This is a genomic window from Polaribacter tangerinus (assembly GCF_038024095.1).
Lineage (GTDB): Bacteria > Bacteroidota > Bacteroidia > Flavobacteriales > Flavobacteriaceae > Polaribacter > Polaribacter tangerinus.
Map to the genome: position 1 here is coordinate 1,748,231 of NZ_CP150668.1, position 24,905 is coordinate 1,773,135.

Genomic DNA, 24,905 nt, shown 5'->3' on the forward strand with positions numbered 1-24,905 from the left:
ATAATTATTCTTTGTTTTTACGAATTACACTTGCGCTAGCTTGTGCGGTTGGGTACACTACTAAATCTTCAATATTTACATGAGAAGGTCTAGAAATAACAAAGTAAATAATGTCTGCAATATCTTTTGCTATCAGCGGATCGTATCCATCATAAACAGCCGCCGCTTTTTTGGTATCACCTTTAAAACGAACTTCAGAAAATTCAGTTTCTACAGCACCAGGATGAATGGCAGATACTCTAATATTATAATTATTTAAGTCGAGTCTCATACTTTTGTTTAAGGCATTTACAGCATGTTTAGAGGCGCAATAAACATTGCCATTGGCATATACTTCTTTGCCAGCAATGGAACCAATATTTACTATAAAACCGTTGTTTCTTTCAATCATTTGTGGAATTATCGCTTTAGAAACATATAGCAGTCCTTTTACATTAATGTCTAGCATGGCTTCCCAGTCATTTATATCGCCATTTTGTATAGAAGATAATCCGTGAGCGTTACCAGCATTGTTTATGAGAATATCTATCTGTTTAAAATTTTCCGGAATGCTTTTTATGGCATTTTCTACTTCTTTTCTATTAGAAACATCAAATGATAAGGTAGTGACCTCAGTAAGTTTACCAAGGGTAATTTGTAATTCTTCTAAACGGTCTTTTCTTCTACCACAAAGAATTAATCGAATATTATTTTGAGCAAATATTGATGCTGTGGCTCTACCAATTCCAGAGGTAGCACCAGTTATAAAAGCTGTTTTATTCATACTTATAAAAATAGTAAAAAAACAGTACAATGATTTTGAATCTACTACTTCATTTGTAAAATAAATATGAACAAAAAAACCGTTCTTTTACGAACGGTTTTCCTTTAATTGGCAACTTTAAAGCCAATTAAAAATCAACTAACCAAACTTTACTTTACTATCTTTTATGTAGTTGCTTTCTGTGTATTTTAGTACGTTTTCTATTAGAATTTCTTAGGCTATTAGACTGTTTTTTGCTGTTTTTTGAACTTTTTTTGTATTGTATAAACCCTAAACCTTCAAATTTGTAGGTGGTTTTTGAGTTTACGTTGTACAAAGAAATATAGTTATCATCAATAACGGTTAATTCAAATTCTTCGATATCTCCACTATCATAATTCAATGTTAAAAATTTAAGATTTTCAAATCCTATTATATCAAATATTTCATAGGTACCAATATAACTCCAATCAATAGCTGAAATTGGTGCACCAATAGCACTTTTAGAGCTATAAAAGGTTGTATTGTTTTCTGGAGTAAATTGCAAGTAGTTTTCTGCATCAAACGGATTTGATGATCCGCCTACCGTTTCTGTTTTTTCCCATGCTTGGTATTCTTGCAAAAGATATTCTATGTTTTCATAAAATAGTGTGTCGTAATCGAAATTATTAATTGCGTAACCTATTAAAAAGTAGCTTGTATTTCTTCTAAAATTATATAATTTTATTTCATTTGGAGAAATTACGGTTACCTCAAAATCATGAATACCATCTAAAATATGATTGGTTTCTAATACTCCGTTAAAAGTAGCGTAGTTTCCTACTTCAATTCCTAAACCGTTTCCTGTAATACCGATATCTGCAATATTATTGTTTGCATACAAAATGCCGTTTAAAAAAGACAATGTAAAAGCTTTTGAAACAAAAGGAACATCATTGTTACCAATAGTTCTATGATAATCTACATACCAAATATCGTATCCAGCAACAATTTCTTCTAAAGTTGGTGGTGTATTTCTAATACGAACATCTAGTGAGTTTCTACAAGCGCCTAAACTAATTATAATTAAAAATAATACGAAGTGTAGTTTTAAAGTTTTCATAAGCACTGTTTTAAAAGTTCTATTTAAAAGTTTTCAAAATGCGTGCCAAAAAATTTTAGTAGGTATTTTTATTGGTATCAATGAATAATGTGTGCTTTTCGAAATCTCTTTTTTACCGATTTTATTTTGAAGTATTTTTTCTTCTTTCCGACAAAGTAAGATATGATTGCTTCATTTTCTTTGAGTTTAAAAGGACTTTTTTCGATGGCGGGAATCGTATTTTTTAGTTCTTTAATTGAATTGGCATCCATTATCAAATTTTGTGTTTTTTTGGGATGCTTGAAATAACCAAGAAGTCTTGTAATTTTTCCGGTTTTAATAGTAAGTATTTTAGTTTTCTTATTTTTATAGAAAATAGAGTCAAAATACTGATTCGTATTTTGTGTTAGTTGTATTTCTAGCGTAAAATCTTTTGTATTTTCTTTAAAGCCTATTTCTTTGAAGTAAAAAGCATCGACTACTTTAAATGGAGTTTTGGTTTGAATACTGTGCGATTTACAATTTACAAAACCAATAATTGTAATGACAGCGAATAGGTATTTCATTTTAAACATTTTAATACCAACAATATACCAATTATTATACCAATTTAAAAAAGGCAAAAGTTACGTGTAAATTAACTTTTGCCTTTCATTTAATGAATTAAGATTGTTTAGCGCCTAAAAGTAGTAAGTCATGTACCATTATTTCAGTAATATATCTTTTTTCTCCTTCTTTGGTATCATATGATCTGTTTGTAAGTTTTCCTTCAACGGCTATTTCTTGCCCTTTTTTCACATAATTTTCTACAACAGATACCAATCCGCCAGTGATTACAATGTTGTGCCAATAAGCACGTTCTACTTTATGGCCTTCTTTGTTTTTGTAACTATCATCTGTTGCCAATGAAAATTTAGCCATTTTGTTACCGTCTTTAAAGGTTACTATTTCTGGTTCTTGACCTAGTCTACCAATTAATTGTACTTTGTTTCTTAACGTATTCATAAGATAAGTTTTTAAAAATTATTATTAGTTATTGTTGATTCGTTTCAACACTGCAAAGTTGCGATGCATCCCTTCTTTTATTCGGTTACAAAACAATTACTTTCGGTTGTAATTATTTGTAGTCGTTTGTAAACGGATAATTTTATGTATCTTTACCCAATGGAAACTAGAAAATGTTTAGAATGCAAAGAATCTGTTAAAGGTAGAATAGATAAGAAATTTTGTAGCGATTATTGTAGAAATACTTATAATAATCGAATACATAAAGACAGTAAAAATTTAATTAGAAACATAAATAATCGTCTTAGAAAAAATTATAAAATTTTAGCTGATGTAAATGTTTCTGGTAAAACAAAAGTTACCAGAAACAAATTATACGACAAAGGTTTCGATTTTCATTTTTTTACATCTATTTATACAACTAAAACTGGCAACACCTATTTTTATGTATATAACGAGGGGTATTTAGCATTAGAAAATGACACTTTTTTGTTAATTCGGAAAGAGGCGTAACATAGGGCTATTTCCAGGTATTCCCTTTTACTTTAATAGCTGCTTTTAATACGTCTTTCTGGCTCAGCTGACCAATTAATTTTCCGTTTTCTACAACAGGAAATCTTCTTCTATGTGATGAAATAAACTTAAAAGCAGCATCGAAAATATTCATATTTTTATCAATCGTATCAACCGCAGTTACCATATATTTTCCCACAGTATTATTGGTGTCTGAAGGCATATTATAATATTTGCTTTCAGAAATATGCTTAATACAATCGGTTTCAGAAATAATACCAATAAGTTCGTTTTTATCATTTACAACAGGTCCACCAGAAATTTTATAGGTAATAAGTTGTGCAATTACATGGTCTAAAGAATCGGTTGCTTTAAACGTAATTAAGTTGGTAGTCATATAATCTGACACTAAAATTAATTCATCATTTTTACGTTGACTGTTGTCTCGTTTTCCTTGAAAGCTTTTAATACCCATAATGTTAGTGTTTTAGTTTGTTCTAAAGTTAATCAAATTTCTGTTTTATTTTACTTTTTGATATATTTTTTTTTATTTCTTACATTTATAAAATTAATTAAAGAGCTATGAAAAAGAATTTTTCTGTAATTTCTATTCTAATTATTTTAGGGGTAGTATACCTTAGTTTTACAGATTTAAAACCATCTGTAATTACAAATAAGTATCTTAAAAGCAACACCGTTTTTTCTATAGATAAAGCGCTTTATCATCTTAAAAAGATAACAAAAAAACCACATTATGTGGGTACTAGTTATCATAAAGATGTACAGACCTATATAGTATCTGAATTAGAAAAATTGGGTTTCGAAGTAGAAACTCAAGTAGAAACGGTTGTTAACAGTAAAAATTCTGCTACCACTGCCGAAAATATTGTAGCAAAACTAAAAGGAACTAGTTCAAACAAGGCATTACTCTTACTTTCTCATTACGACTCGAATCCGCATTCTTCTTTGGGTGCTAGTGATGCTGGTTCTGGCGTAGTAACTATTTTAGAGGGGTTACGTGCTTTTTTAGCTACAAAACCTGTGCTAAAAAATGATCTTATTGTATTAATTTCTGATGCCGAAGAAATTGGATTGTTGGGAGCACAAGCTTTTGTAAATAGTCATCCTTTTATAAAAGATATCGGATTGGTATTAAATTTTGAGGCTAGGGGAAGTGGAGGACCAAGTTATATGTTAATGGAAACAAATGGCAAAAATGGTAAATTGTTACATCATTTTTTGGCTGCAAAACCTAATTTTCCGGCCGCAAATTCTTTAATGTATTCGGTATATAAGAAGCTACCAAATGATACAGATTTAACCGTTTTTAGAGAAGACGCGGCAATTAATGGTTTTAATTTTGCATTCATAGGAGATCATTTCGATTACCATAGTGCCCAAGATTCTTTTAGTCGATTAGACAAAGCCTCTCTACTACACCAAGCAGATTATTTAATGACCACCCTTTCTTACTTTTCGGGTTCTGATTTGTCTGATTTCGATGCAGATGAAGATTATGTATACGTTAATTTTCCTTTTGTAAAAATGATAACGTATCCTTTTTCATGGATTTATCCTTTATTAATTACTGCTTTTTTACTATTTCTGGTGATAGTTTTTCTAGGCATCTCTCTTAATAAATTAACAATTAAAGACCTTTTAAAAGGTTTTATTCCGTTTACAGTTTCTTTAGTTTTATGCAGCAGCATCACTTTTGGTTTGTGGCAGTTATTGCTTCAAATTCATACAGAGTACAATGATATTTTACATGGATTTACCTACAACGGTTATACCTATATTTTTGCATTTGTATTCTTAAATTTATTTTTAGTAACCACTATTTATACTAAAATTGCTTCTGTAGAAAAGCCTGTTAACTTACTCGTTGCTCCCTTATTTTTCTGGTTGTTATTAAATATACTTATTGCCCTTTATTTAAAAGGAGCTAGTTTTTTTATAATTCCTGTTTTTTGTGCTCTAATTGTTTTATTAATAGAAACCCTCTGTAAACTAAATTTTGCTTTTAAAACAATTTTATATACAATTATATCTATTCCTACGATATATATTTTTGCACCATTGATAAAAATGTTTCCAGTTGGTTTGGGTTTAAAAGTACTTTTTATATGTGCCCTATTTATGGTATTAGTATTCGGACTTTTAGTGCTTACTTTTCATAAAAAGAACGCAGTGTTTACCCAAAAAGCCTCTGGTTTTTTAATGATTATTTTCTTTGGTTTGGCCACTTACAATAGTAGTTTTTCTATTGATAATAAACAACCAAATAGTTTAGTTTACATTCAGAATTCCGATACACAAAAAGCCTATTTTGGTACTTACAATACTACTTTAGATGCTTATACAAAGCATGTTTTTGAAGGTGATTATGAAAAAGGAGGAATTAAAAATGCCGAAACAAGAAGTAAATACAATACACAATTTAAATACTATAAAAAAACTGTTTCTAGAAACATACCTCAAGCGACCATTATACATGAAATAGATACTATTATTGGTGCGAAAAGATTTTTAGAAATAAGTATTATACCTAACAGAAAAGTTCATAAAGTTGAACTTTCTACCAGAGAGCGTCTAAGTTTTTCTCAATTTAAAGTAAATGACGCTTTGGTACATAAAGGTAAAAAATTTACTATAAATAAGGGTACTTTTTTAACCTATCATATGGCAAATACAGATCAAGAAATTACACTTTCTTTTTCTGTAAATGCCAACGAAAAGTTCCGTTTTATTGTCAATGAAATTTCTTATGATTTATTAACACACCCTTCATTTAATGTCCAACAAAGATCGCCAGAAATGATGCCAATGCCATTTGTAACAAACGATGCCATAATTATTTCGAAAACTTTATCCTTTTAAATTCTTAGTTTACAATTACTAGTATTTTAAAATAGTTAAAGAAGTTATAATTCAATATTGCAAACTGTTTAGAACAATTCTAAATGATTATCTTTGTGTAAAATTTAATAAATTGAGCACAATTGCATCTTTACTTGTAGGTGAAATGGGGTATATTTCTGAGGAATCTTTAGAGGTTATTCCACTAAAATTATTAGAAATGGGGTGCTTGCCAGGAGCAGAAGTTACGCTAGTTCAAATAGCACCATTAAACGATCCGCTTTATATTTGTGTAAATGGAAGCCATTTAGCAATTCGTAAGGAAACAGCTGCACAAATTCAAATTCTAAAAGTAAATTTACAGGATGTCTAAAAACTTTATTAAAGTAGCACTTATTGGAAATCCAAATACTGGTAAAACCTCATTGTTTAATCAACTTACAGGTTTAAATCAAAAAGTAGGGAATTATCCGGGTGTAACGGTAGATAAAAAACAAGGAACGTGTAAATTAACGGAAACACACCAAGCACTTATTACAGATTTACCTGGCACATACAGCATAAATCCAACATCTATTGATGAAAGTATTGTTTTAAAAACCTTACTAAAAAAAGATATTAAAGAGTCTCCAGATGTAATTTTAGTAGTAGCAGATGTAGAAAACTTAAAGAGAAATTTATTATTATTCTCTCAAATAAAAGATTTAGAAATACCTACAGTATTGGCTATTAATATGGTAGACCAAATGGCAGCAAAAGGAATTTCTATAGATGTTTCTGCATTAGAAAAAGAGTTAAACTCTGAAGTTGTTTTAATAAGTGCCAGAAAAAATATTGGTATAAGAGCGGTTAAAGAAGCCATTATTAAGTGTCATGTTGCCGCTAAAGCATCTCCTTTATGTGGTATAAATTCTAAAATAGATCCTGATTATTTCGAGAAACTAAAAGAAATTAGTTCTTCTTATTCTTTGTATGAATTATGGCTAATGGTTACCCAAAATAATTATCCAGACTCCATAAGTAAGCAAGAAAAAGAAAAACTACAAGCTTTTAAAAAAGATAGTGCCAAATTAAAAAAGTATCAGCATAAAGAAACCATTTACAGATACCAAGAGATTAATAAAATTTTACAAAAAACCTATTTAGTAGACAAATCGAAAGCAACAGATATAAGAAGTAAATTAGATAAAATTTTTACACATAAGTTTTTTGGATATTTTATTTTCTTTTTCATCTTACTAATTATTTTTCAATCTATTTTCGATTTGGCTACCATTCCTATGGATTACATAGATGCTGTTTTTGCCAATTTATCGGACGTAACAAAAGAGAACTTGCCGCCAGGTGTTTTTACAGATTTATTGGCAGAAGGAATTATACCTGGTATTGGTGGTGTACTTATTTTTATTCCACAAATAGCTATTTTATTTTTATTTATTGCAGTGTTAGAAGAAACGGGTTATATGAGCCGAGTAGTTTTTTTAATGGACAAAATAATGCGTCGTTTTGGAATGAACGGTAAAAGTGTAATTCCTTTAATTTCGGGAACTGCGTGTGCTATTCCTGCAATTATGGCAACCAGAACAATAGCTACATGGAAAGAACGTTTAATTACCATTTTAGTTACACCATTTACTACTTGTTCGGCGCGTTTGCCAGTATATGCTATTTTAATTGCGTTGGTAATACCGAATAAAAAAGTAGCAGGTTTTTTAAATTTACAAGGGTTAGTACTATTGTTTATGTATATTTTGGGTTTTGCAACGGCAATTTTAGCCGCCTATATTTTACATAAAACCTTAAAAACTACTTCCAAGTCTTTTTTTGTAATTGAAATGCCAAATTATAAAGTTCCCTCAGTTAAAAATGTGTTTTTTGAAGTAGTAGAAAAAACAAAAGCATTTGTATTTGGGGCAGGAAAAATTATACTATCACTTTCAATTATACTTTGGTTTTTAGCTTCTAACGGACCAGCATCTTTTGATGATGCCGAAAAAAACACAATAGAAAACCAAGTAAATAAACAACTTTCATCAGAAGAATTGCAACAAAAAATAGCTGCTGCTAAACTACAAAATTCTTATATTGGTATTATGGGAAAAGCAATAGAACCTGCTATAAAACCATTAGGTTACGATTGGAAAATTGGTATTGCATTAATTACTTCTTTTGCGGCCAGAGAGGTTTTTGTAGGAACATTAGCTACTATTTATAGTGTAGGTTCAGACGATGAAGATACTGCAACTATTAAACAGAAAATGGCATCTGAAATAAATCCTGATACCGGAAAAAAGCGCTTTAATTTCCCTGTGGGCATGTCGTTAATGGTTTTTTACGCATTTGCAATGCAGTGTATGGCAACCTTAGCAATTGTAAAAAGAGAAACAAAGTCATGGAAATGGCCATTAATTCAGCTTTTTGGTATGGGATTATTGGCGTATATATCATCCTTTTTAGTGTATCAAATTTTAAGTTAATGCAAGCAATTATAGCCTATTTACTATTAGTAGTTTCTATTGTTTTTTTGTTGAAAAAGTTTGTTTTTCCAACAAAAAAGAAAGGGAATTGTAGTTCGAGTTGCGATTGTCATTAAAAAAACTATAATTTTCTGTTGGTTTTAATTAACACAAAATTAGTAGGGTTTTTTTAGAATGATTTTTATTTTTGAGTCAATACTAACGTACTTAATATATTATACAAATGAAAAAAAATATTTTAACACTAGTTATTTTAACCTGTCTTTTTGTGGTTTCAACTACACAAGCACAAAAATTTAAGCCATTAGATAAAAGTCCTATGGATGCTGCTACTTTTCCTGATAGTTGGAGAGTTTCTAATAAAGAATTAAAAGTGGTGTATGGCCGTCCTCAGTTAAAAGGAAGAAGCTTAGAAATGTTAGCGCCACCTAATAAGGTTTGGCGAACAGGTGCTAATGAAGCAGCAGAAATTACATTTTATAAAGATGTAATTTTTGGAGGAGAAAAAGTAGCATCGGGCACGTATTCTTTATTTACAATACCATCTAAAACAGGAGATTGGACTGTTATTTTAAATAAAGCTAAAAATGTTTGGGGTCATTATACCTACAAAAAAGAAGAGGACGTTGTAAGAGTAAAGGGATACGTTTCGAAAACAACAGATACTATAGAAGCTTTTTCTATGATTTTTGATACCGACAAAACATTAAAAATGGGTTGGGAAAATACTGTAATTTCTGTTCCAATTTCTACCGATGTTTCTGAAGCCTCAGAAAAGTAAAAGAAATACAACTATTTATTTACAGAAAGCCATCCTACTAGATGGCTTTTTTCTGCTCAAAATAAAGGTTTTAATCATTTTATTGTACATTTATCAAATAATGTGGCTTACTTCAGCTAAGTTAAATACGTACATCAAATGAAAATTTTAATTATTAATTTTAGATTTTTACTATTATTATTTCTTTCAATCGCTTTTGTTAATTGCAAAAGCTCAGAGGATGATTCTCCATTATCAATATCAGAAAAAGTGGTGCTTTTAGAAAATAGCGAATGGCTGTTAAAAGGTTTTGAAGATCGTGTAAAACACACTTTTTCAAACGGAGTAAAATATACTTTTTACGGACAAAACAATCAGTTTTCAGAAACACCAATTCCTGGAACCCAAAGTTATAGCATTGCAAATAATCGTTTAATTATTAGTGTAAATAATACTAATTATGAGTATGAATTAGTGTTTTCATGCAACAATACCATTGTTTCACTTTTTAGAGATAATGAACTGCATAGTGTTCTTTATGAAAATTATAGTAATTATAAAGAGTGTTTGTAAGCATAAAGTTAAGATACTAAAAGCGACTTTCAATTCATTTTGAAAGTCGCTTTTAATTTAAAGGAAATCTGTTTTTTGCTTACAAAGATTAAATGTAAATTTGCAGCTTAATTAAGCAATTACTCATGCAATATAATCATAAAGAAATAGAGAAAAAATGGCAAAAATTTTGGTCAGAAAATCAGACTTTTAGGGCAACAACAAATTCTGAAAAACCAAAATATTATGTATTAGATATGTTTCCTTATCCTAGTGGAGCCGGTCTTCATGTTGGGCATCCTTTAGGTTATATTGCTAGTGATATTTATGCACGTTACAAACGTCATAAAGGGTTTAATGTTTTGCATCCGCAAGGCTATGATTCTTTTGGTTTACCAGCAGAACAGTACGCTATACAAACTGGACAACACCCGGCAAAAACTACAGAACAAAATATAAAAACATATCGTAGGCAATTAGACCAGATTGGTTTTTCTTTTGATTGGAGTAGAGAAGTAAGAACCTCTAGTCCAGAATATTACAAATGGACACAATGGATTTTTATTCAGTTCTACAATTCGTGGTACAATAAAGGTACAGACAAAGCAGAAGATATTTCTACCTTAGAAAAAATATTTAATACTGCTGGCAATAAAAACGTAAACGCAGTTTGCGATGAAGATGTTCAGTCTTTTACAGCCAAAGAATGGAAAGCATTTTCTAGCAAAGAAAAGCAAACGATTCTTTTACAATACCGTCTTACTTTTTTATCCGATACAGAAGTTAATTGGTGCCCGGCACTAGGAACAGTTTTGGCTAATGATGAAATTGTAAACGGGGTTTCTGAACGTGGAGGGCATGAAGTAGTTCGAAAAAAAATGACCCAATGGTCTATGAGAATTTCTGCCTATGCACAAAGATTGTTAGACGGATTAGAACACATAGATTGGCCACAGCCACTAAAAGATGCGCAAACAAATTGGATTGGTAGAAGTGAAGGAGCCATGGTTACTTTTAAGGTAGCATCACAATTGCAAAAAGAAACCACCGCAATAAAACTATCTTACAAAGAATTAGAAGATTTAAAAGAAATTAGAAAAAATGCTACCAAAGCAGAAGCGGCTCTTTGGCAAGTAATAAAAGATAAAAAAGGAGCGTCAAAATTTAGAAAAAAGTACACAATTGGTTCTTTTTTAGTCGATTTTGTGTGTGTTTCAAAAAATTTAATAGTAGAAATTTCTGGGAAAGAAGATGAACAAGCAAGAACCACTTATTTTAATAAAGAAGGTTTTAATATAATTCGTTTTACAGAAAAAGAGGTTTTAGAAAATGTAGAAAAAGTAGTAGCGCAAATAAATACTGCCGTTCAGTTTCCTAAAAAACTAGATCATCAGCCAACAAAACAAACCAATCTTTCGGGGAGTAGTTCTTATGAAATAGCGGTATTTACCACTAGGCCAGATACAATTTACGGAGTTAGTTTTATGACGTTAGCACCAGAACATGAGTTGGTTTCTAAAATAACTACACCAGCACAAAAATCTGCAGTAGATGCTTATATTAAAGCAACTGCAAAACGTTCTGAAAGAGATAGAATGGCAGATGTTAAAACAATATCTGGCGTTTTTACAGGCGCGTATGCTATTCACCCTTTTTCGGGAGAAAAAGTTCAAATTTGGATTGGCGATTATGTATTGGCAAATTATGGTACCGGAGCCGTAATGGCAGTGCCATGTGGAGATCAACGAGATTATGATTTTGCCAAACATTTTGGTATTCCAGTTCCCAATATTTTTAAAGGAGTAGATGTTTCAAAAGAAGCACACACCGAAAAAGAAGGAACGATAATTGCTAATTCAGATTTTTTATCAGATTTACCTTATAAAAAGGCTTTAAAATTAGCTATATCCGAAATTGAAAAGCGTGGTTTTGGTTACGGAAAAGTTAATTACAGACTTAGAGATGCTGTTTTTAGTAGGCAACGATATTGGGGAGAGCCATTTCCTGTTTATTATAAAAACGGAATGCCTCAAATGATAGCACCAGAAAAACTCCCTATAATTTTACCAGAAGTAGAAAAATATTTGCCTACAGAAGCTGGAGATCCACCATTAGGAAACGCTACAAATTGGGCATGGAACACAAAAACAGCAAAAGTTGTTAGTAATAATCTAATAGATAATAAAACAGTTTTTCCTCTAGAATTAAATACAATGCCAGGTTGGGCAGGAAGTTCATGGTATTTTAATAGGTACATGGATGCTACGAATACCGAAGAATTTGCAAGTGATAAATCTTTAAATTATTGGCGGGAAGTAGACTTGTACATTGGTGGTTCAGAGCATGCAACAGGACATTTATTATATGCCCGTTTTTGGCAAAAATTCCTTTTTGATAAAGGGCTCGTTCCAGTAGATGAGTTTGCTAAGAAATTAATAAATCAAGGGATGATTTTAGGAACTTCTGCCTTTGTATATAGAGCCACACCTTTTGTAAAAAATGGTTGTAATATAGATTCCTCTAATGCAGATGTTTTAGAGAAAATACCTACGGTTTTTGTTTCTAAAAATTTGTTTTCTTCTGAGGATGAATTTGAGACTGTTGTTAAAAATTACCTTTTAGATAAAGGATATTTACATCAAAATTTTGCAGATTTAGTTCTAATAGTAAAAACCCCTATTCATGCAGATGTGTCTCTGGTAAATGCCTCTGACGAGATGGATGTTGAAGGTTTTAAAAATCATCCTTTAAATACCGACTACAAAAATGCTGAATTTCTTTTAGAAGATGAGGTATATAAAGTTGGTAGAGAGGTAGAAAAAATGTCTAAATCTAAATACAATGTTGTAAATCCAGATGATATTGTTACAGAATATGGTGCCGATGCCTTGCGTTTATTCGAAATGTTTTTAGGGCCTTTAGAGCAAACTAAACCATGGAAAACTTCAGGAATTTCGGGGGTATCTTCTTTCTTAAAAAAACTATGGAAACTCTATTTTAAAGAAGATGTATTTTTAGTTTCAGAAGAAAAGGCCGGTAAAGAAGAGCTTAAAGTTTTACATAAAACAATAAAAAAAGTAGCCGATGATATTGAGAATTTCTCTTTCAATACTTCAGTAGCTACTTTTATGATTGCTGTAAACGATTTAACTGCATTAAAATGTAATAAAAGAGAAATTTTAGAACCTCTATTAATATTATTATCGCCATATGCGCCTCATATTACTGAAGAATTATGGCGTTTATTAGGGCACGAAACTTCCATTTCTACAGCAGCATTTCCTGTTTTTAACGAACAGCATTTAGTAGAAAGTGTTAAAAATTATCCTATTTCTTTTAATGGAAAAATGAGGTTTACTTTAGAATTACCACTAGATTTATCAAAAGAAGAAATTGAAAAAATAGTGCTTTCTCATGAAAAAACAATAGCACAATTGGCAGGAAACACTCCCAAAAAAGTAATTATAGTGCCCGGTAAAATTGTAAATATAGTAGGCTAAATGTTATTGTAAGAAATAACTCATATTTCCTTAAAAAATATACAACTGCAAAAACCTACTCATTATAATTAAATATAGTAGCAAAACCTATCTGTAATTTTATACAGTTAACGGCTATTTTTTATATTTTTTGGTTTGTTTTTTAAGTACTTAAAAAACAACAGTTTTTAATGTAAATCGTTGTTATACTTTTCTATCGTAAGTAAAAAAGTCGATATATAAAGTTAAAAGTTAGTATTCAATTTGTATCGACTTTTTTATTTGATTACCTTGGTACTTTGTAAGTTAATTAATACCTTTTTATTAAAAAATTATAGAGTTTGATTCGTTTTAAAAACATTTCTTTACGAATTCGTATCTTCTTATCGATGATATTTTTGGTGTTATTAGCTTCTATTTTAATTTTAGGAGTTACAGTATATCAATACGACGAACAAACACAAGATTACAACATACAACGCTTTGAAAGAAAAGAGACTACAGCAAAGCAAATAATAGAACTCGAATTAAAAAACAAAACGAGCTATGCTGTAAATACCGAGAATATAGAAAAAATTTTTAAGGAACGTATCTATGAAATATCCTCTATAAATAGGTTAAATATTGCTTTTTTTGATTTAAACGGAAAGTTATTAAAATCTTCTATTGCCAATGCTTTTGAAGAAGTTACGGTAAAAAACTTACCAAAAGATATTATAAATGAACTATCCTTAAATTCGAATCATAGAATTTTAAAAAATAACGAGATAGAGGGCACTAGTTATCAAACCTCCTACACGTATATAAGTGACGCCAAATTCAAAAGAATTGCCATATTAGAACTGCAATTTACACAAGATAATTCTGAGATAGAATATGAGTTAAGAGAGTTTATAACACGTCTTATTTTGGTGTATATTTTTATGTTTGTTATTGCTATTGTAATTGCTTACTTCTTATCGAGTTATATTACAAGGTCTATTAAAACTATTTCCGACAAAATGCAACAGACACGTTTGCATCAAAGAAATGAAAAAATTATTTTAAATAAAGCTAGTTCAGAAATAGAGGTTTTAGTAGATGCTTATAATAGCATGATTGATGAGTTGGAAATTAGTGCTGCAAAATTAGCTAAAAGCGAACGAGAACAAGCCTGGAGAGAAATGGCAAAACAGGTAGCCCATGAAATTAAAAATCCGCTAACACCTATGCGTTTAACAGTTCAAAGTTTCGAGAGAAAATTTGATGAAAACGATCCTAATATTAAAATAAAATTAAAAGAATACAGCCAATCGTTAATTCAGCAAATTGATGTAATGAGTGCCATTGCTGTAGCTTTCTCTGATTTTGAAAAAATGCCTACTCAACATAAAGAGCAAATAGAAGTTATTAGTGTGGTAAAATTTGCGTTAGATATTTTTAACGAAAAATCGATTACCTATCAACCCAAAGAAAAAGAGTTATATGCTTTTTTAGATAAAACTCAGTTGATACGTATTGTAACAAATTTGGTAAAAAATGCTATACAAGCAACAGAATATGAAGAGAATCCTTATATAACGGTAAAGGTACAACAAGACAAAGAAAATTTAATTATTGTAGTTTCAGATAATGGAAAAGGAATTTCTGATGATGTAAAAGATTTTATTTTTGAGCCAAAATTTACAACAAAAAATAGTGGAATGGGCTTAGGATTAGCAATGATAAAAAATATTATTGAAGCCTATGACGGTCGAATATCTTTTACCTCTAAACTTGGAGAAGGAACCGTTTTTAAGGTCGTTTTACCCAAAAGTATAACCTAAGATAACAGCAAAAAAATATAACAATGGACTTTGAAAATTTAATAGTAGAGCAAGATGGTTTTTTAGGATTTGTAACAATTAACAGACCTAAAAAATTAAATGCGTTAAATAAAGAAACTTTGCAAGAGCTTCACGAGGCTTTTACTATTTTAAATGCCACTACTTCTGTAAAGGTAATTATACTAACAGGAACTGGTGAAAAAGCTTTTGTAGCCGGTGCAGATATCGCAGAATTTGCAAACTTTTCGGAAGAAGAAGGTGCAAATTTAGCAAGATCTGGTCAAGAGCGTGTTTTTAATTTAATTGAAAATTTATCAACACCTGTTATTGCCGCAATTAATGGTTTCGCACTTGGCGGAGGTTTAGAATTAGCTATGGCTTGCCATTTTAGAATTGCATCAGAAAACGCTAAAATGGGCTTACCAGAAGTGTCTTTAGGAGTTATTCCGGGTTATGGTGGCACTCAGCGTTTGCCACAATTAATTGGTAAAGGAAAGGCTATGGAGCTAATCATGACGGCCGGTATGTTGGGTGCAGAAGAAGCAAAAAGTGTTGGTTTGGTAAACTATGTAGTACCACAAGAAGAGTTGTTGGCATTGGCGGAAAAGTTGGGAAACAAAATAGTCTCAAACTCTGCAGTGGCAATTGCAGCCGCTATAAAGGCAGTAAATGCTAATTTTGAATTTGGTGTAAACGGTTACGAAAAAGAAATTGTTTCTTTTGGCGCTTGTTTTGGAACAGATGATTTTAAAGAAGGAACCACCGCTTTTTTAGAAAAAAGAAAACCAAATTTTTAGGAAAATAAAAAAAGCGCAATATTAATATTGCGCTTTTTATCAAACTACAGTTAAAAATAAGTTATATCTTAAATTCTTTAGTATATAACCTATTGTTGCTATTTAAAACAACTCTATAACTTCCTTTTTTATCTTTAGATACTTGATAAATTCTATTTAAAATATCTTCAGAATCAATTATTTTTTCTGAGTAAATAGTATCATCATTGTAATAGATGGTTAAGCTAATAGGTGTTTTATGAAAGTCTATTTTAGAAATTAAAATTAAGTTGTTTTCTGTTCTAATTACTGGCTTAAAAGTTACTGTATCTTCTTCTAAGCTTACAATAGCATTGCTTTTAATTGCAAAATTTTTAGTAATTATTTCATAGTCTTTTTCTAATTCTGTGTAATATTTACCATCGTTTAAACTAGAAAAATCATAAATTTTAGAAAACACTCCAGTTTTTTTAATCTCTAACTTGTACAAAGTTGTACCATTTTCATTTTTAATAGAAAGTGTGTTCCCTGCCTTTACATATTTATAGGTAATTTTTATTTTTTTACCTTCTAAAATAGAGGTGCTCTTTTCATTGGCGTAGTTTACTAATGTTCCCAACATTAAAACAACAATTGCTAATTTTTTTAAAGAATTTTTCATTTTTTTTATTTTTTATCATTTATTGACACTGCAAATTTAGAGCAGGTTTAAAAGGTAAAAAACAATAGAATTGGCAAATATATATGCTAAATTATCATTTTTAAGAATGTTAATTTAATGTAAAGTTAATATTGTATATAATTATGGTAATTTTATACATTATATTCCTTTTTTCTGTCGTAATTTTGTTCAGTAATTATAGCACTATGAAAACAAAACCTACTTTAGAAAAAATTACCCCCAGTTTTGGAAGTTCTTTGTTGGTAAAAAAGCACGTACAATTTTTAAAACAGCACAAAGCATTTTGGCATTTTCATCCAGAAATAGAGTTGGTGTATGTAAATAAAGGAAAAGGAAAGCGTCATATTGGAAATCATATTAGTTACTTTAATAATAGTCAATTGGTGTTAATTGGTTCTAATTTACCACACATGGGATTTATGGACCGTTTAACAACCAATGGTTCTGAAACTTTAATTCAGTTTAAGCCCGATTTTTTAGGAGCCTCTTTTTTTAAGATACCCGAAATGGCTTTGATAGACCAATTGTTTGAGCGAGCAAAAAAGGGAATTCGTTTTAATATTGAAATAAAAAAACGAATTGGTGCTAAAATAGAAGATTTAGTAAATGTAGAAGGAGCCACAAGAATTATATCTTTTTTAGATATTTTAAAAGAGTTGGCACAAACCGACGACTATACTATTTTAAATGCAGATGGTTTTGCTTTTGAAACGCAACCACAAGACAACGAAAAAATCGATTTGGTTTTTAAGCATATAAATGAAAATTTTAATCGCTCAATTCCCTTAGAAGAGGTTGCTAATTTGGTAAGTATGACAGTTCCTGCTTTTTGTCGATTTTTTAAAAAGACAACGACCAAAACTTTTACTAAATTAGTAAATGAATATAGAGTTGTTCATGCAACAAAATTATTGTCGGAAAGCACCATGAGTATTGCCGAAGTAAGTTTTGAATGCGGTTTTAATAACTTTTCTCACTTTAATAAATTATTTAAAGAATTTACCGGAAAGCCGGCATCTAAATACAGAAGTGAAATGCTTAATTTAATACAATAAATAGTGTTGTTAGATTGAAGAGCCTATTTTAAACCATTCCATTCATTATAAAATTGCTCTAAAAAATGACACATAAACAGGTGCCTGTTTTCAGCAATTTTTTTTCCGGTTTTGGTATTCATCTTATCTTTTAACAGTAACAATTTTTCGTAAAAATGATTAATTGTAGGAGCCTCAGAATTCTTATATTCTTCTTTGGTCATTTTTAAATTAGGACGAATTTCTGGGTTGTACAAAGGCCTGTTTTTGTATCCACCATAATTAAAACATCGTGCAATGCCAATGGCGCCAATTGCATCTAACCGGTCTGCATCTTGTACAACTTCTAATTCTTTAGAGCTAAAAACTGTTTTCGTACTATCTAGAGAATTTTTAAAAGAAAGGTGTTTAATAATATTGGTTACGTGAGTAATAATTGATTCTTCGACGCCTTGTTTTTTTAAAAAATTTTCGGCTTTTTTGGGACCAATAGTTTCATCACCATCATAAAATTTTGCATCGGCAATATCATGCAAAAGAGCGGCTAATGAAACCGTAAAAATATGAACATTTTCATCTTTAGAAATTAACAAAGCATTTTTAAAAACGCGCTCTATGTGAAACCAATCATGACCACCCTCGGCATTTTTAAGCGTTTTTTTTACAAAACTGATGGTGTTTTCAATTACTGTTTCTTGGTTCATATTATTTTCTAGACTTTAATTCTTTAGCAATTTTTTTCATTTCTAAGTACATGTAAATTGTCATAGGAATGAAAAATAAAGGTAAGAATGTGTAAAAAGAAATGTTATTTTCTAATGTGTAAAAGATAGAAAAAGCAATCATTAATATTACAATGATAACTTTTAAATAAAACATCTTTTTTTGAGATTTTAATTTCTTTTGAAGCGCTTCTTTTGAATAGTTAGAAAATAAGGATGCCATATAAAATTGTTTTAGTAAAAGTAAAAAATCCACGTTTTTTACGTGGATTTATTAAAGGTTAAAAATTGTTTATCTAATAATTTAGATTAACAAAACTCGTCGTAAGCTTGTGCTAGGTTCTGAGCAATCATTTGTGCAGAACGACCCTCTATATGATGACGCTCTAGCATGTGTACTAAATTACCATCTTTAAATAATGCAATAGCTGGAGATGATGGAGGAAAAGGAACCATATATTCTCTTGCTTTTTGTGTAGACTCTTTTTCTACACCTGCAAAAACTGTGGTTAAGTTGGTAGGTGTTTTTTCTGCACCTAAAGAGGCAATAGCTCCGGGTCTTGCTGTACCTGCAGCACAACCACAAACAGAGTTTACCATTACTAATGTTGTTCCTTCTTTTGATAATGCTTTTTCTACATCTTCGCTGGTATATAATGCTTCAAAACCTGCGTTTATTAGCTCGTCGCGCATTGGTTTTACTAATTCTTCTGGATACATAATACTTATAAATTTAGGTTGCAAAGATATGGCTTTGAGATGGAAAATTCAATACTTATATAAAAGCTAGTATCAATAGAAATATCAATAAAATTGATATTGTTTGTTTTCATTTAAAAATCCTATTTTTGAGCTAAATTAAAATCATAAAAATAATTTAATGGGAAGTTTTACCAAGTGGTTAGGTGCCGGTTTAGGTTTTACTTTTGGTGGGCCAATAGGTGCAGCAATTGGGTTTGCAGTGGGTAGTTTTGTAGATGGGTTTTCGAAAGAAGATTTAATTAGAGAGCAAGAAGAATACCAACAAAGAAGAAATCAAAGCAAAACCGCAAACACACATTCGGGTGATTTTGAAATGAGTTTGCTAGTGTTGGCTTCTATCGTAATAAAATCCGACGGAAAAATAGACCAAAGAGAACTCGATTTTGTAAGAACTCAGTTTGTAGGAATGTATGGAAAAGAACGAGCAAACAGTGCCTTTAAATTGTTTAAAGGTGTTGTTAAAAAAGACATATCTGCAAGGCAAGTATGCCTTCAAATTAGAGCTCATATGCCACATGCTTCTCGCCTGCAATTAGTGCATTTTTTATTTGGTATTGCAAAGGCAGATGGTTTTGTAACAGCAAGTGAAACAGAGGAAATTAGAAAAATTGCAGGGTATCTTTATATCAATAATAACGATTATACATCGATAAAAGCAATGTTTTATAATGATGCAGATGCTCCTTATAAGATATTAGAAATAGATAAGTCTGCTTCGGATAATGCTGTAAAAACAGCCTACAGAAAAATGGTAAAAAAATATCACCCAGATAAATTACAAGGGTATGGTGAAGAGCATTTAAAAGGAGCTAAAGAAAAGTTTCAAAGCATACAAAATGCTTATGAAAAAATTAAAAAAGAAAGAGGAATCTAATAATTCAATGTTAAAAAATTACACGTATTTAAATAGATAAAATATCTAAAATTGATATAAAAACAGTAAAAAGAGTTCTTACAAACTCTTTTTTTTTTTGTGCTATAAAACAAAGAATTACTAGAAAATGATTAATTTCGCAAACTTATAAGAAAAGATACAAAATGAGCGCGAAATTTCCTGAATATAAAGGTCTTGACTTACCAAAAGTAGCAGATGAAATTCTAAACTATTGGCAAGAAAATAACATATTTGAAAAAAGTGTAACCTCTAGAGAAGGAGCTACTCCTTATGTTTTTTTTGAAGGACCGCCTTCTGCCAATGGATTGCCAGGAGTGCATCATGTTTTGGCACGTGCTATAAAAGATATTTTTCCGCGTTACAAAACAATGAAAGGTTTTCAAGTAAAACGAAAAGCAGGGTGGGACACGCATGGTTTACCTATCGAATTGGGTGTAGAAAAGGAGCTCGGAATTACAAAAGAAGATATTGGTACCAAAATTTCTGTAGAAGATTATAATGCTGCTTGTAGAAAAGCAGTAATGAGATACACAGATATTTGGAACGATTTAACCAATAAAATGGGGTATTGGGTAGATATGGATAATCCGTATATTACTTATGAACCTAAATATATGGAATCTGTGTGGTGGTTGTTAAAAGAAATCTATTCTAAAAACCTTATTTACAAAGGGTATACTATTCAGCCATATTCGCCAAAAGCAGGAACAGGTTTAAGCTCGCATGAATTAAATCAGCCTGGTACTTACCAAGATGTTACCGATACAACAGTGGTAGCACAATTTAAAGCGGTTACTTCTTCTTTGCCAGAATTTTTAAAAAATGAAGGAACCGTTTATTTTATTGCTTGGACAACCACTCCTTGGACTTTACCAAGTAATACAGCATTAACGGTTGGTCCGAAAATTGAGTATGTTTTGGTAGAAACATACAATCAATATACTTTTAAACCTATCAAGGTAATATTAGCAAAGAATTTAATATCAAAACAGTTCGATAAAAAATTTGAAGAGGTAACCACATCCGAAGAAATAGAAAAATACCATTCTTCTGATAAAAAAATACCATTCAGAATAGTTTCTGAATTTGTTGGAAACGACTTAGTAGGTATAAAATATGAACAATTATTAGATTATGTGTTACCAAACGACAATTCAGAAAATGCTTTTAGAGTAATTGCTGGAGACTTTGTTACTACAGAAGATGGAACCGGAATTGTACATACTGCACCTACTTTTGGAGCAGATGATGCTATTGTATGTAAGCAAGCAGTACCAGAAATACCACCTATGTTGGTAAAAGATGAAAACGATAATCTGGTACCTTTAGTAGATTTGCAAGGAAGGTTTAGAAAAGAAGTTAAAGACAGTATTTATGGTTTTGCAGGAGAATATGTAAAGGCAGAATATTTGAATGAAAAAGATGTTGAAAACGAACTAAAAATACAGCAAAGCAACTTAAAAGAAGTCTTAAAAAACCAGGACAAATACCTATCGGTAGATGAACGATTAGGATTAAAATTAAAGAATGAAAATAAGGCTTTTAAAGTAGAAAAATACAAGCACAGTTATCCCAATTGTTGGCGAACAGACAAGCCAATTTTATACTATCCTTTAGATTCTTGGTTTGTAAAAGTAACCGACGTGAAAGATAGAATGCATGGTTTAAATAAATCGATTAACTGGAAACCAGCTTCTACCGGAACTGGGCGTTTTGGAAATTGGTTAGCGAATGCGAACGATTGGAATTTATCTCGTTCTCGTTACTGGGGAATTCCATTACCAATTTGGAGAACAGAAGACGGAAAAGAAGAAATTTGTATAGGTTCTGTTGCAGAATTAAAAGAAGAAATGCAGCGAGCTGTAAAAGCAGGATTTTTAGCGAAAGATATTTTCGAAGATTTTGAGGTAGGAAATAATACAGAACAGAATTATGCTAAAATAGATTTGCATAAAAATATTGTAGATGAGATTGTACTGGTTTCTGCAAGTGGTAAGCCAATGAAACGAGAAAGCGATTTAATAGATGTTTGGTTCGATTCTGGCTCTATGCCTTATGCACAATGGCATTATCCCTTCGAAAATAAAGAAAAAATTGATAAAAATGAAGCTTTTCCAGCCGATTTTATTGCAGAAGGAGTAGACCAAACTAGAGGTTGGTTTTACACATTACATGCTATTGCAACAATGGTTTTCGATTCTGTTGCCTATAAAAACGTAGTATCTAATGGATTGGTATTAGATAAAAACGGACACAAAATGTCGAAACGTTTAGGAAATGCGGTAGATCCTTTTACCACTTTAAAAACTTACGGAGCAGATGCCACCCGTTGGTATATGATTTCGAACGCCAATCCTTGGGACAATCTAAAATTCGATTTAGAAGGAATTGAAGAGGTTAAAAGAAAGTTTTTTGGTACACTTTATAACACCTATTCTTTCTTTACCTTGTATACAAATATTGATGGATTTTCTTACAAAGAGGAAGACATTACGTTGTATGAAAGACCAGAATTAGACCGTTGGATTTTGTCGGAATTACATACGTTGATAGAAAAAGTAGACAAATTTTACGAAGCGTATGAGCCCACAAGAGCTGCCAGAGCAATATCCGATTTTACACAAGATTATTTAAGTAATTGGTACGTTCGTTTAAGTAGAAGGCGTTTTTGGAAAGGAGATTATCAAACAGATAAAATATCGGCATATCAAACTTTATACACTTGCATGATTGCTATTGCAAAATTGGCGGCCCCAATTGCCCCATTTTTTATGGATAGGTTGTATCAAGATTTAAATTCGGTAACAGCAAAAGAAAGTTCAGAAAGTATCCATTTGGCTAAATTTCCAACATACAACGCAAGTTTTGTAGATGCTAGTTTAGAGCGTAAAATGGAAAATGCGCAAACAATATCTTCATTGGTTTTATCTTTAAGAGCTAAAGAAAAAATTAAAGTAAGACAACCACTACAAAAAATTATGATACCGGTAGAATCGGCGCAACAAAAAGAAGAAATTTTAGCAGTTGCAAACCTGATAAAAAATGAGGTTAACATAAAAGAAATTCAAATTTTAGAGGATGCCTCAGATATTTTAATTAAACAGATAAAACCAAACTTTAAGGCTTTAGGCCCTAAATTCGGAAAAGACATGCGTTTTATTGCAGCTGCAATTCAGCAGTTTTCAAAAGAAGATATTAACAAAATAGAGAAAGATAAAAACATTTCTATAGAAGTTAATGGAAAAAATATAAATTTGGAACTCTCAGATGTAGAAATATCATCAAAAGATATTGCTGGCTGGTTGGTTGCAAATGAAGGCGCGTTAACAGTTGCGTTAGATGTTACAATTACCGATGAACTAGAAAAAGAAGGTGTGGCTAGAGAATTGGTAAACAGAATACAGAATGCCCGAAAAGACTCAGGCTTAGAAGTAACAGATAAAATACAGTTAACAGTTTTAAAAGATGCCAATTTAGAAAAAGCAATTTTAGATAACAAAGCCTACATAATGAGTGAAACATTAACAGAAAAATTAGTTTTTGTTGATGCGTTAAACAACGGTACTCAAATTGAATTTGATACCATAAAAAGTAGCATATTAATTGAAAAAATTTAACAACATGGCAGAATCTAAATTAAGATATTCAGACGAAGAATTACAAGAATTTAAAGAAATTATAGAGCAAAAAATTGCCAGAGCACAAGAAGATTTAGAGTTATTAGAAAGCTCTTACAAGAATGATGCAAATAATGGTACAGATGATACTTCTCCATCTTTTAAATCTTTTGATGAGGGTTCTGATGTAATGAGTAAAGAGGCAAATGTTCAGTTGGCAATTCGTCAAGAAAAGTTTATAAGAGACCTTAAAAACGCGCTGTTACGAATAGAAAATAAAACCTACGGAATATGTAGAGTTACTAAAAAGTTAATTCAGAAAGAACGTTTAAAATTAGTGCCACATGCAACTTTAAGTATTGAGGCAAAAAGAAAACAATAATTTTAAAAAAAGCTTCCTGTTATTAGGAAGCTTTTTTAGTTTGTAATTGGTCTTTTTTCTTAGCATATTATCATATGAATAAATGGTTGTTTTTAACGTGTTGCTTTTTTTATATGTCTTTTTATTCCCAAAAAAAAGCAATTAAAACATTTGAAATAACTACCGATAATATAGAAATTTCTACCAAAGGGTTAGACAATTTAACGATAGAAAACTCTCCCTCTAATTTTGTTGAAATTACATTATTTGCTGCTTCTCCTTTAAAGCAGCATATTGTTACACAGGAAAACAAAGGCTTATTAAATATAAACTTTAATATTGAAGAGCTTCCATCGGAGAAACCAATTTTTAGAAAATATATTACCGAAAGACTGCAAAGAGCCTATGCAGTTATAAAAATACCCATAGGTAAAAAAGTAATTTTTTTTGGAAATTCTGTAAATATTGAGTCTAAAAGTTTAGAAAGTAATTTAGATATTTACATAGAAAAAGGCATCTTAAAATTGCATACCGTAAAAGCAAATTCAATAATTAAATTATTTGAAGGCACTGTTTTTGCCACTCTTAAAAATACAAATACAGCAATAGTTACAAGAAACGGAATTATAACAATTGATAAAAAAAGAGAGCAAGACAATTTTTATAAAAATCAAATAAATTCTCACAACCATTTTAAGGTAACTTCTATAAATGCTAATATTTATTTAACTACCCAATAAACACAATTAAATTCTTATTTTTGTTTGCACAAAATTTTAAGCA

Annotated in this window: 23 protein-coding genes; 14 read left to right on the top strand and 9 right to left on the bottom strand. The window is 30.6% G+C overall.

Annotation, left to right across the window (positions count from 1 at the left end; genetic code table 11):
- Positions 1-4: 4 nt before the first annotated feature.
- The 4 genes from WHD54_RS07680 to WHD54_RS07695 form a co-directional block, all read right to left on the bottom strand.
- Positions 5-763, bottom strand: a complete 759-nt coding sequence (locus tag WHD54_RS07680; protein WP_088324746.1) for an SDR family NAD(P)-dependent oxidoreductase — start codon at positions 761-763, stop codon at positions 5-7.
- 157 nt (positions 764-920) lie between these two features.
- Positions 921-1,844 (bottom strand): hypothetical protein, encoded by a 924-nt coding sequence (locus WHD54_RS07685; protein WP_088324745.1) that lies wholly within the window; start codon positions 1,842-1,844, stop codon positions 921-923.
- 77 nt (positions 1,845-1,921) lie between these two features.
- Positions 1,922-2,389, bottom strand: a complete 468-nt coding sequence (locus WHD54_RS07690; RefSeq protein WP_143744279.1) for a hypothetical protein — start codon at positions 2,387-2,389, stop codon at positions 1,922-1,924.
- A 97-nt stretch (positions 2,390-2,486) separates the two neighbouring features.
- Positions 2,487-2,828, bottom strand: a complete 342-nt coding sequence (locus tag WHD54_RS07695) for a single-stranded DNA-binding protein (protein ID WP_088324743.1) — start codon at positions 2,826-2,828, stop codon at positions 2,487-2,489.
- 159 nt (positions 2,829-2,987) lie between these two features.
- Between WHD54_RS07695 and WHD54_RS07700 the strand changes: the two genes are divergently transcribed.
- Positions 2,988-3,341, top strand: coding sequence for a hypothetical protein (locus tag WHD54_RS07700; protein ID WP_088324753.1), 354 nt, complete (start codon positions 2,988-2,990; stop codon positions 3,339-3,341).
- A 7-nt stretch (positions 3,342-3,348) separates the two neighbouring features.
- Here WHD54_RS07700 and WHD54_RS07705 read toward each other — a convergent pair whose 3' ends face one another.
- On the bottom strand, positions 3,349-3,816 hold the full coding sequence (locus WHD54_RS07705) for a CBS domain-containing protein (protein ID WP_088324742.1): 468 nt from the start codon (positions 3,814-3,816) through the stop codon (positions 3,349-3,351).
- Between the two features lie 107 nt (positions 3,817-3,923).
- On the opposite strand from WHD54_RS07705, the gene WHD54_RS07710 reads away from it, so the two are divergent.
- The 8 genes from WHD54_RS07710 (at position 3,924) to WHD54_RS07745 (ending at position 16,070) form a co-directional block, all read left to right on the top strand.
- Positions 3,924-6,221 carry a M28 family peptidase gene (locus WHD54_RS07710; RefSeq protein ID WP_088324741.1) on the top strand — a complete coding sequence of 766 codons (2,298 nt, stop codon included), beginning with the start codon at positions 3,924-3,926 and terminating at the stop codon, positions 6,219-6,221.
- Between the two features lie 112 nt (positions 6,222-6,333).
- The gene (locus WHD54_RS07715) at positions 6,334-6,573 is read left to right on the top strand and encodes a FeoA family protein (RefSeq protein ID WP_088324740.1); all 240 of its coding nucleotides are present in this window, start codon (positions 6,334-6,336) and stop codon (positions 6,571-6,573) included.
- Complete coding sequence (feoB, locus tag WHD54_RS07720) at positions 6,566-8,677, top strand: ferrous iron transport protein B (RefSeq protein WP_088324739.1); 2,112 nt, start codon at positions 6,566-6,568, stop codon at positions 8,675-8,677. Before WHD54_RS07715 ends, feoB begins: the two co-directional genes overlap by 8 nt.
- Before the next feature lie 223 nt (positions 8,678-8,900).
- On the top strand, positions 8,901-9,458 hold the full coding sequence (locus WHD54_RS07725) for a DUF2911 domain-containing protein (protein ID WP_088324737.1): 558 nt from the start codon (positions 8,901-8,903) through the stop codon (positions 9,456-9,458).
- Between the two features lie 138 nt (positions 9,459-9,596).
- Entirely contained in the window at positions 9,597-10,010 is a 414-nt protein-coding gene (locus tag WHD54_RS07730; RefSeq protein ID WP_088324736.1) for a hypothetical protein, read from the top strand.
- Between the two features lie 125 nt (positions 10,011-10,135).
- A complete protein-coding gene (locus WHD54_RS07735; protein WP_088324735.1) occupies positions 10,136-13,489 on the top strand; it encodes a class I tRNA ligase family protein in 3,354 nt (1,117 codons plus the stop codon).
- Positions 13,490-13,857: 368 nt separating this feature from the next.
- A complete protein-coding gene (locus WHD54_RS07740) occupies positions 13,858-15,273 on the top strand; it encodes a sensor histidine kinase (protein WP_088324734.1) in 1,416 nt (471 codons plus the stop codon).
- A gap of 23 nt (positions 15,274-15,296) precedes the next feature.
- On the top strand, positions 15,297-16,070 hold the full coding sequence (locus WHD54_RS07745; protein ID WP_088324733.1) for an enoyl-CoA hydratase/isomerase family protein: 774 nt from the start codon (positions 15,297-15,299) through the stop codon (positions 16,068-16,070).
- Positions 16,071-16,131: 61 nt separating this feature from the next.
- Here the strand turns inward: WHD54_RS07745 and WHD54_RS07750 are convergent, their stop codons facing one another.
- Positions 16,132-16,710, bottom strand: coding sequence for a hypothetical protein (locus tag WHD54_RS07750; protein WP_088324732.1), 579 nt, complete (start codon positions 16,708-16,710; stop codon positions 16,132-16,134).
- 206 nt (positions 16,711-16,916) lie between these two features.
- On the opposite strand from WHD54_RS07750, the gene WHD54_RS07755 reads away from it, so the two are divergent.
- A complete protein-coding gene (locus WHD54_RS07755) occupies positions 16,917-17,786 on the top strand; it encodes an AraC family transcriptional regulator (RefSeq protein WP_088324731.1) in 870 nt (289 codons plus the stop codon).
- Between the two features lie 23 nt (positions 17,787-17,809).
- On the opposite strand, the gene WHD54_RS07760 is transcribed toward WHD54_RS07755, so the two are convergent.
- The 3 genes from WHD54_RS07760 to WHD54_RS07770 all read right to left on the bottom strand — a co-directional run bounded on the left by WHD54_RS07760 (position 17,810) and on the right by WHD54_RS07770 (position 19,207).
- The gene (locus WHD54_RS07760) at positions 17,810-18,469 is read right to left on the bottom strand and encodes an HD domain-containing protein (RefSeq protein ID WP_088324730.1); all 660 of its coding nucleotides are present in this window, start codon (positions 18,467-18,469) and stop codon (positions 17,810-17,812) included.
- Position 18,470: 1 nt separating this feature from the next.
- Entirely contained in the window at positions 18,471-18,710 is a 240-nt protein-coding gene (locus WHD54_RS07765) for a hypothetical protein (protein WP_088324729.1), read from the bottom strand.
- An 86-nt stretch (positions 18,711-18,796) separates the two neighbouring features.
- Positions 18,797-19,207, bottom strand: a complete 411-nt coding sequence (locus WHD54_RS07770) for a BrxA/BrxB family bacilliredoxin (protein ID WP_088324728.1) — start codon at positions 19,205-19,207, stop codon at positions 18,797-18,799.
- Between the two features lie 160 nt (positions 19,208-19,367).
- Here WHD54_RS07770 and WHD54_RS07775 point away from each other — a divergent pair, with 160 nt between their 5' ends.
- The 4 genes from WHD54_RS07775 (at position 19,368) to WHD54_RS07790 (ending at position 24,862) form a co-directional block, all read left to right on the top strand.
- Complete coding sequence (locus WHD54_RS07775) at positions 19,368-20,123, top strand: TerB family tellurite resistance protein (RefSeq protein WP_088324727.1); 756 nt, start codon at positions 19,368-19,370, stop codon at positions 20,121-20,123.
- A gap of 164 nt (positions 20,124-20,287) precedes the next feature.
- Positions 20,288-23,761 (top strand): isoleucine--tRNA ligase, encoded by a 3,474-nt coding sequence (gene ileS, locus WHD54_RS07780; RefSeq protein ID WP_088324726.1) that lies wholly within the window; start codon positions 20,288-20,290, stop codon positions 23,759-23,761.
- A gap of 4 nt (positions 23,762-23,765) precedes the next feature.
- The gene (locus tag WHD54_RS07785; protein WP_088324752.1) at positions 23,766-24,143 is read left to right on the top strand and encodes a TraR/DksA family transcriptional regulator; all 378 of its coding nucleotides are present in this window, start codon (positions 23,766-23,768) and stop codon (positions 24,141-24,143) included.
- A 113-nt stretch (positions 24,144-24,256) separates the two neighbouring features.
- On the top strand, positions 24,257-24,862 hold the full coding sequence (locus tag WHD54_RS07790; protein ID WP_088324725.1) for a hypothetical protein: 606 nt from the start codon (positions 24,257-24,259) through the stop codon (positions 24,860-24,862).
- The last annotated feature ends 43 nt before the right edge of the window (positions 24,863-24,905 follow it).

Excerpts from the sequence above, each read along its gene's own strand:
- WHD54_RS07685 (WP_088324745.1), bottom strand. The coding sequence starts at position 1,844 with ATGAAAACTTTAAAACTACACTTCGTATTATTTTTAATTATAATTAGT.
- WHD54_RS07710 (WP_088324741.1), top strand. The coding sequence starts at position 3,924 with ATGAAAAAGAATTTTTCTGTAATTTCTATTCTAATTATTTTAGGGGTA.
- WHD54_RS07690 (WP_143744279.1), bottom strand. The coding sequence starts at position 2,389 with ATGAAATACCTATTCGCTGTCATTACAATTATTGGTTTTGTAAATTGT.
- WHD54_RS07755 (WP_088324731.1), top strand. The coding sequence starts at position 16,917 with ATGAAAACAAAACCTACTTTAGAAAAAATTACCCCCAGTTTTGGAAGT.
- WHD54_RS07775 (WP_088324727.1), top strand. The coding sequence starts at position 19,368 with ATGGGAAGTTTTACCAAGTGGTTAGGTGCCGGTTTAGGTTTTACTTTT.
- WHD54_RS07700 (WP_088324753.1), top strand. The coding sequence starts at position 2,988 with ATGGAAACTAGAAAATGTTTAGAATGCAAAGAATCTGTTAAAGGTAGA.
- WHD54_RS07695 (WP_088324743.1), bottom strand. The coding sequence starts at position 2,828 with ATGAATACGTTAAGAAACAAAGTACAATTAATTGGTAGACTAGGTCAA.
- WHD54_RS07765 (WP_088324729.1), bottom strand. The coding sequence starts at position 18,710 with ATGGCATCCTTATTTTCTAACTATTCAAAAGAAGCGCTTCAAAAGAAA.
- ileS (WP_088324726.1), top strand. The coding sequence starts at position 20,288 with ATGAGCGCGAAATTTCCTGAATATAAAGGTCTTGACTTACCAAAAGTA.
- feoB (WP_088324739.1), top strand. The coding sequence starts at position 6,566 with ATGTCTAAAAACTTTATTAAAGTAGCACTTATTGGAAATCCAAATACT.
- WHD54_RS07735 (WP_088324735.1), top strand. The coding sequence starts at position 10,136 with ATGCAATATAATCATAAAGAAATAGAGAAAAAATGGCAAAAATTTTGG.
- WHD54_RS07705 (WP_088324742.1), bottom strand. The coding sequence starts at position 3,816 with ATGGGTATTAAAAGCTTTCAAGGAAAACGAGACAACAGTCAACGTAAA.
- WHD54_RS07740 (WP_088324734.1), top strand. The coding sequence starts at position 13,858 with ATGATATTTTTGGTGTTATTAGCTTCTATTTTAATTTTAGGAGTTACA.
- WHD54_RS07745 (WP_088324733.1), top strand. The coding sequence starts at position 15,297 with ATGGACTTTGAAAATTTAATAGTAGAGCAAGATGGTTTTTTAGGATTT.
- WHD54_RS07750 (WP_088324732.1), bottom strand. The coding sequence starts at position 16,710 with ATGAAAAATTCTTTAAAAAAATTAGCAATTGTTGTTTTAATGTTGGGA.
- WHD54_RS07680 (WP_088324746.1), bottom strand. The coding sequence starts at position 763 with ATGAATAAAACAGCTTTTATAACTGGTGCTACCTCTGGAATTGGTAGA.
- WHD54_RS07790 (WP_088324725.1), top strand. The coding sequence starts at position 24,257 with ATGTCTTTTTATTCCCAAAAAAAAGCAATTAAAACATTTGAAATAACT.
- WHD54_RS07760 (WP_088324730.1), bottom strand. The coding sequence starts at position 18,469 with ATGAACCAAGAAACAGTAATTGAAAACACCATCAGTTTTGTAAAAAAA.
- WHD54_RS07770 (WP_088324728.1), bottom strand. The coding sequence starts at position 19,207 with ATGTATCCAGAAGAATTAGTAAAACCAATGCGCGACGAGCTAATAAAC.
- WHD54_RS07730 (WP_088324736.1), top strand. The coding sequence starts at position 9,597 with ATGAAAATTTTAATTATTAATTTTAGATTTTTACTATTATTATTTCTT.
- WHD54_RS07725 (WP_088324737.1), top strand. The coding sequence starts at position 8,901 with ATGAAAAAAAATATTTTAACACTAGTTATTTTAACCTGTCTTTTTGTG.
- WHD54_RS07785 (WP_088324752.1), top strand. The coding sequence starts at position 23,766 with ATGGCAGAATCTAAATTAAGATATTCAGACGAAGAATTACAAGAATTT.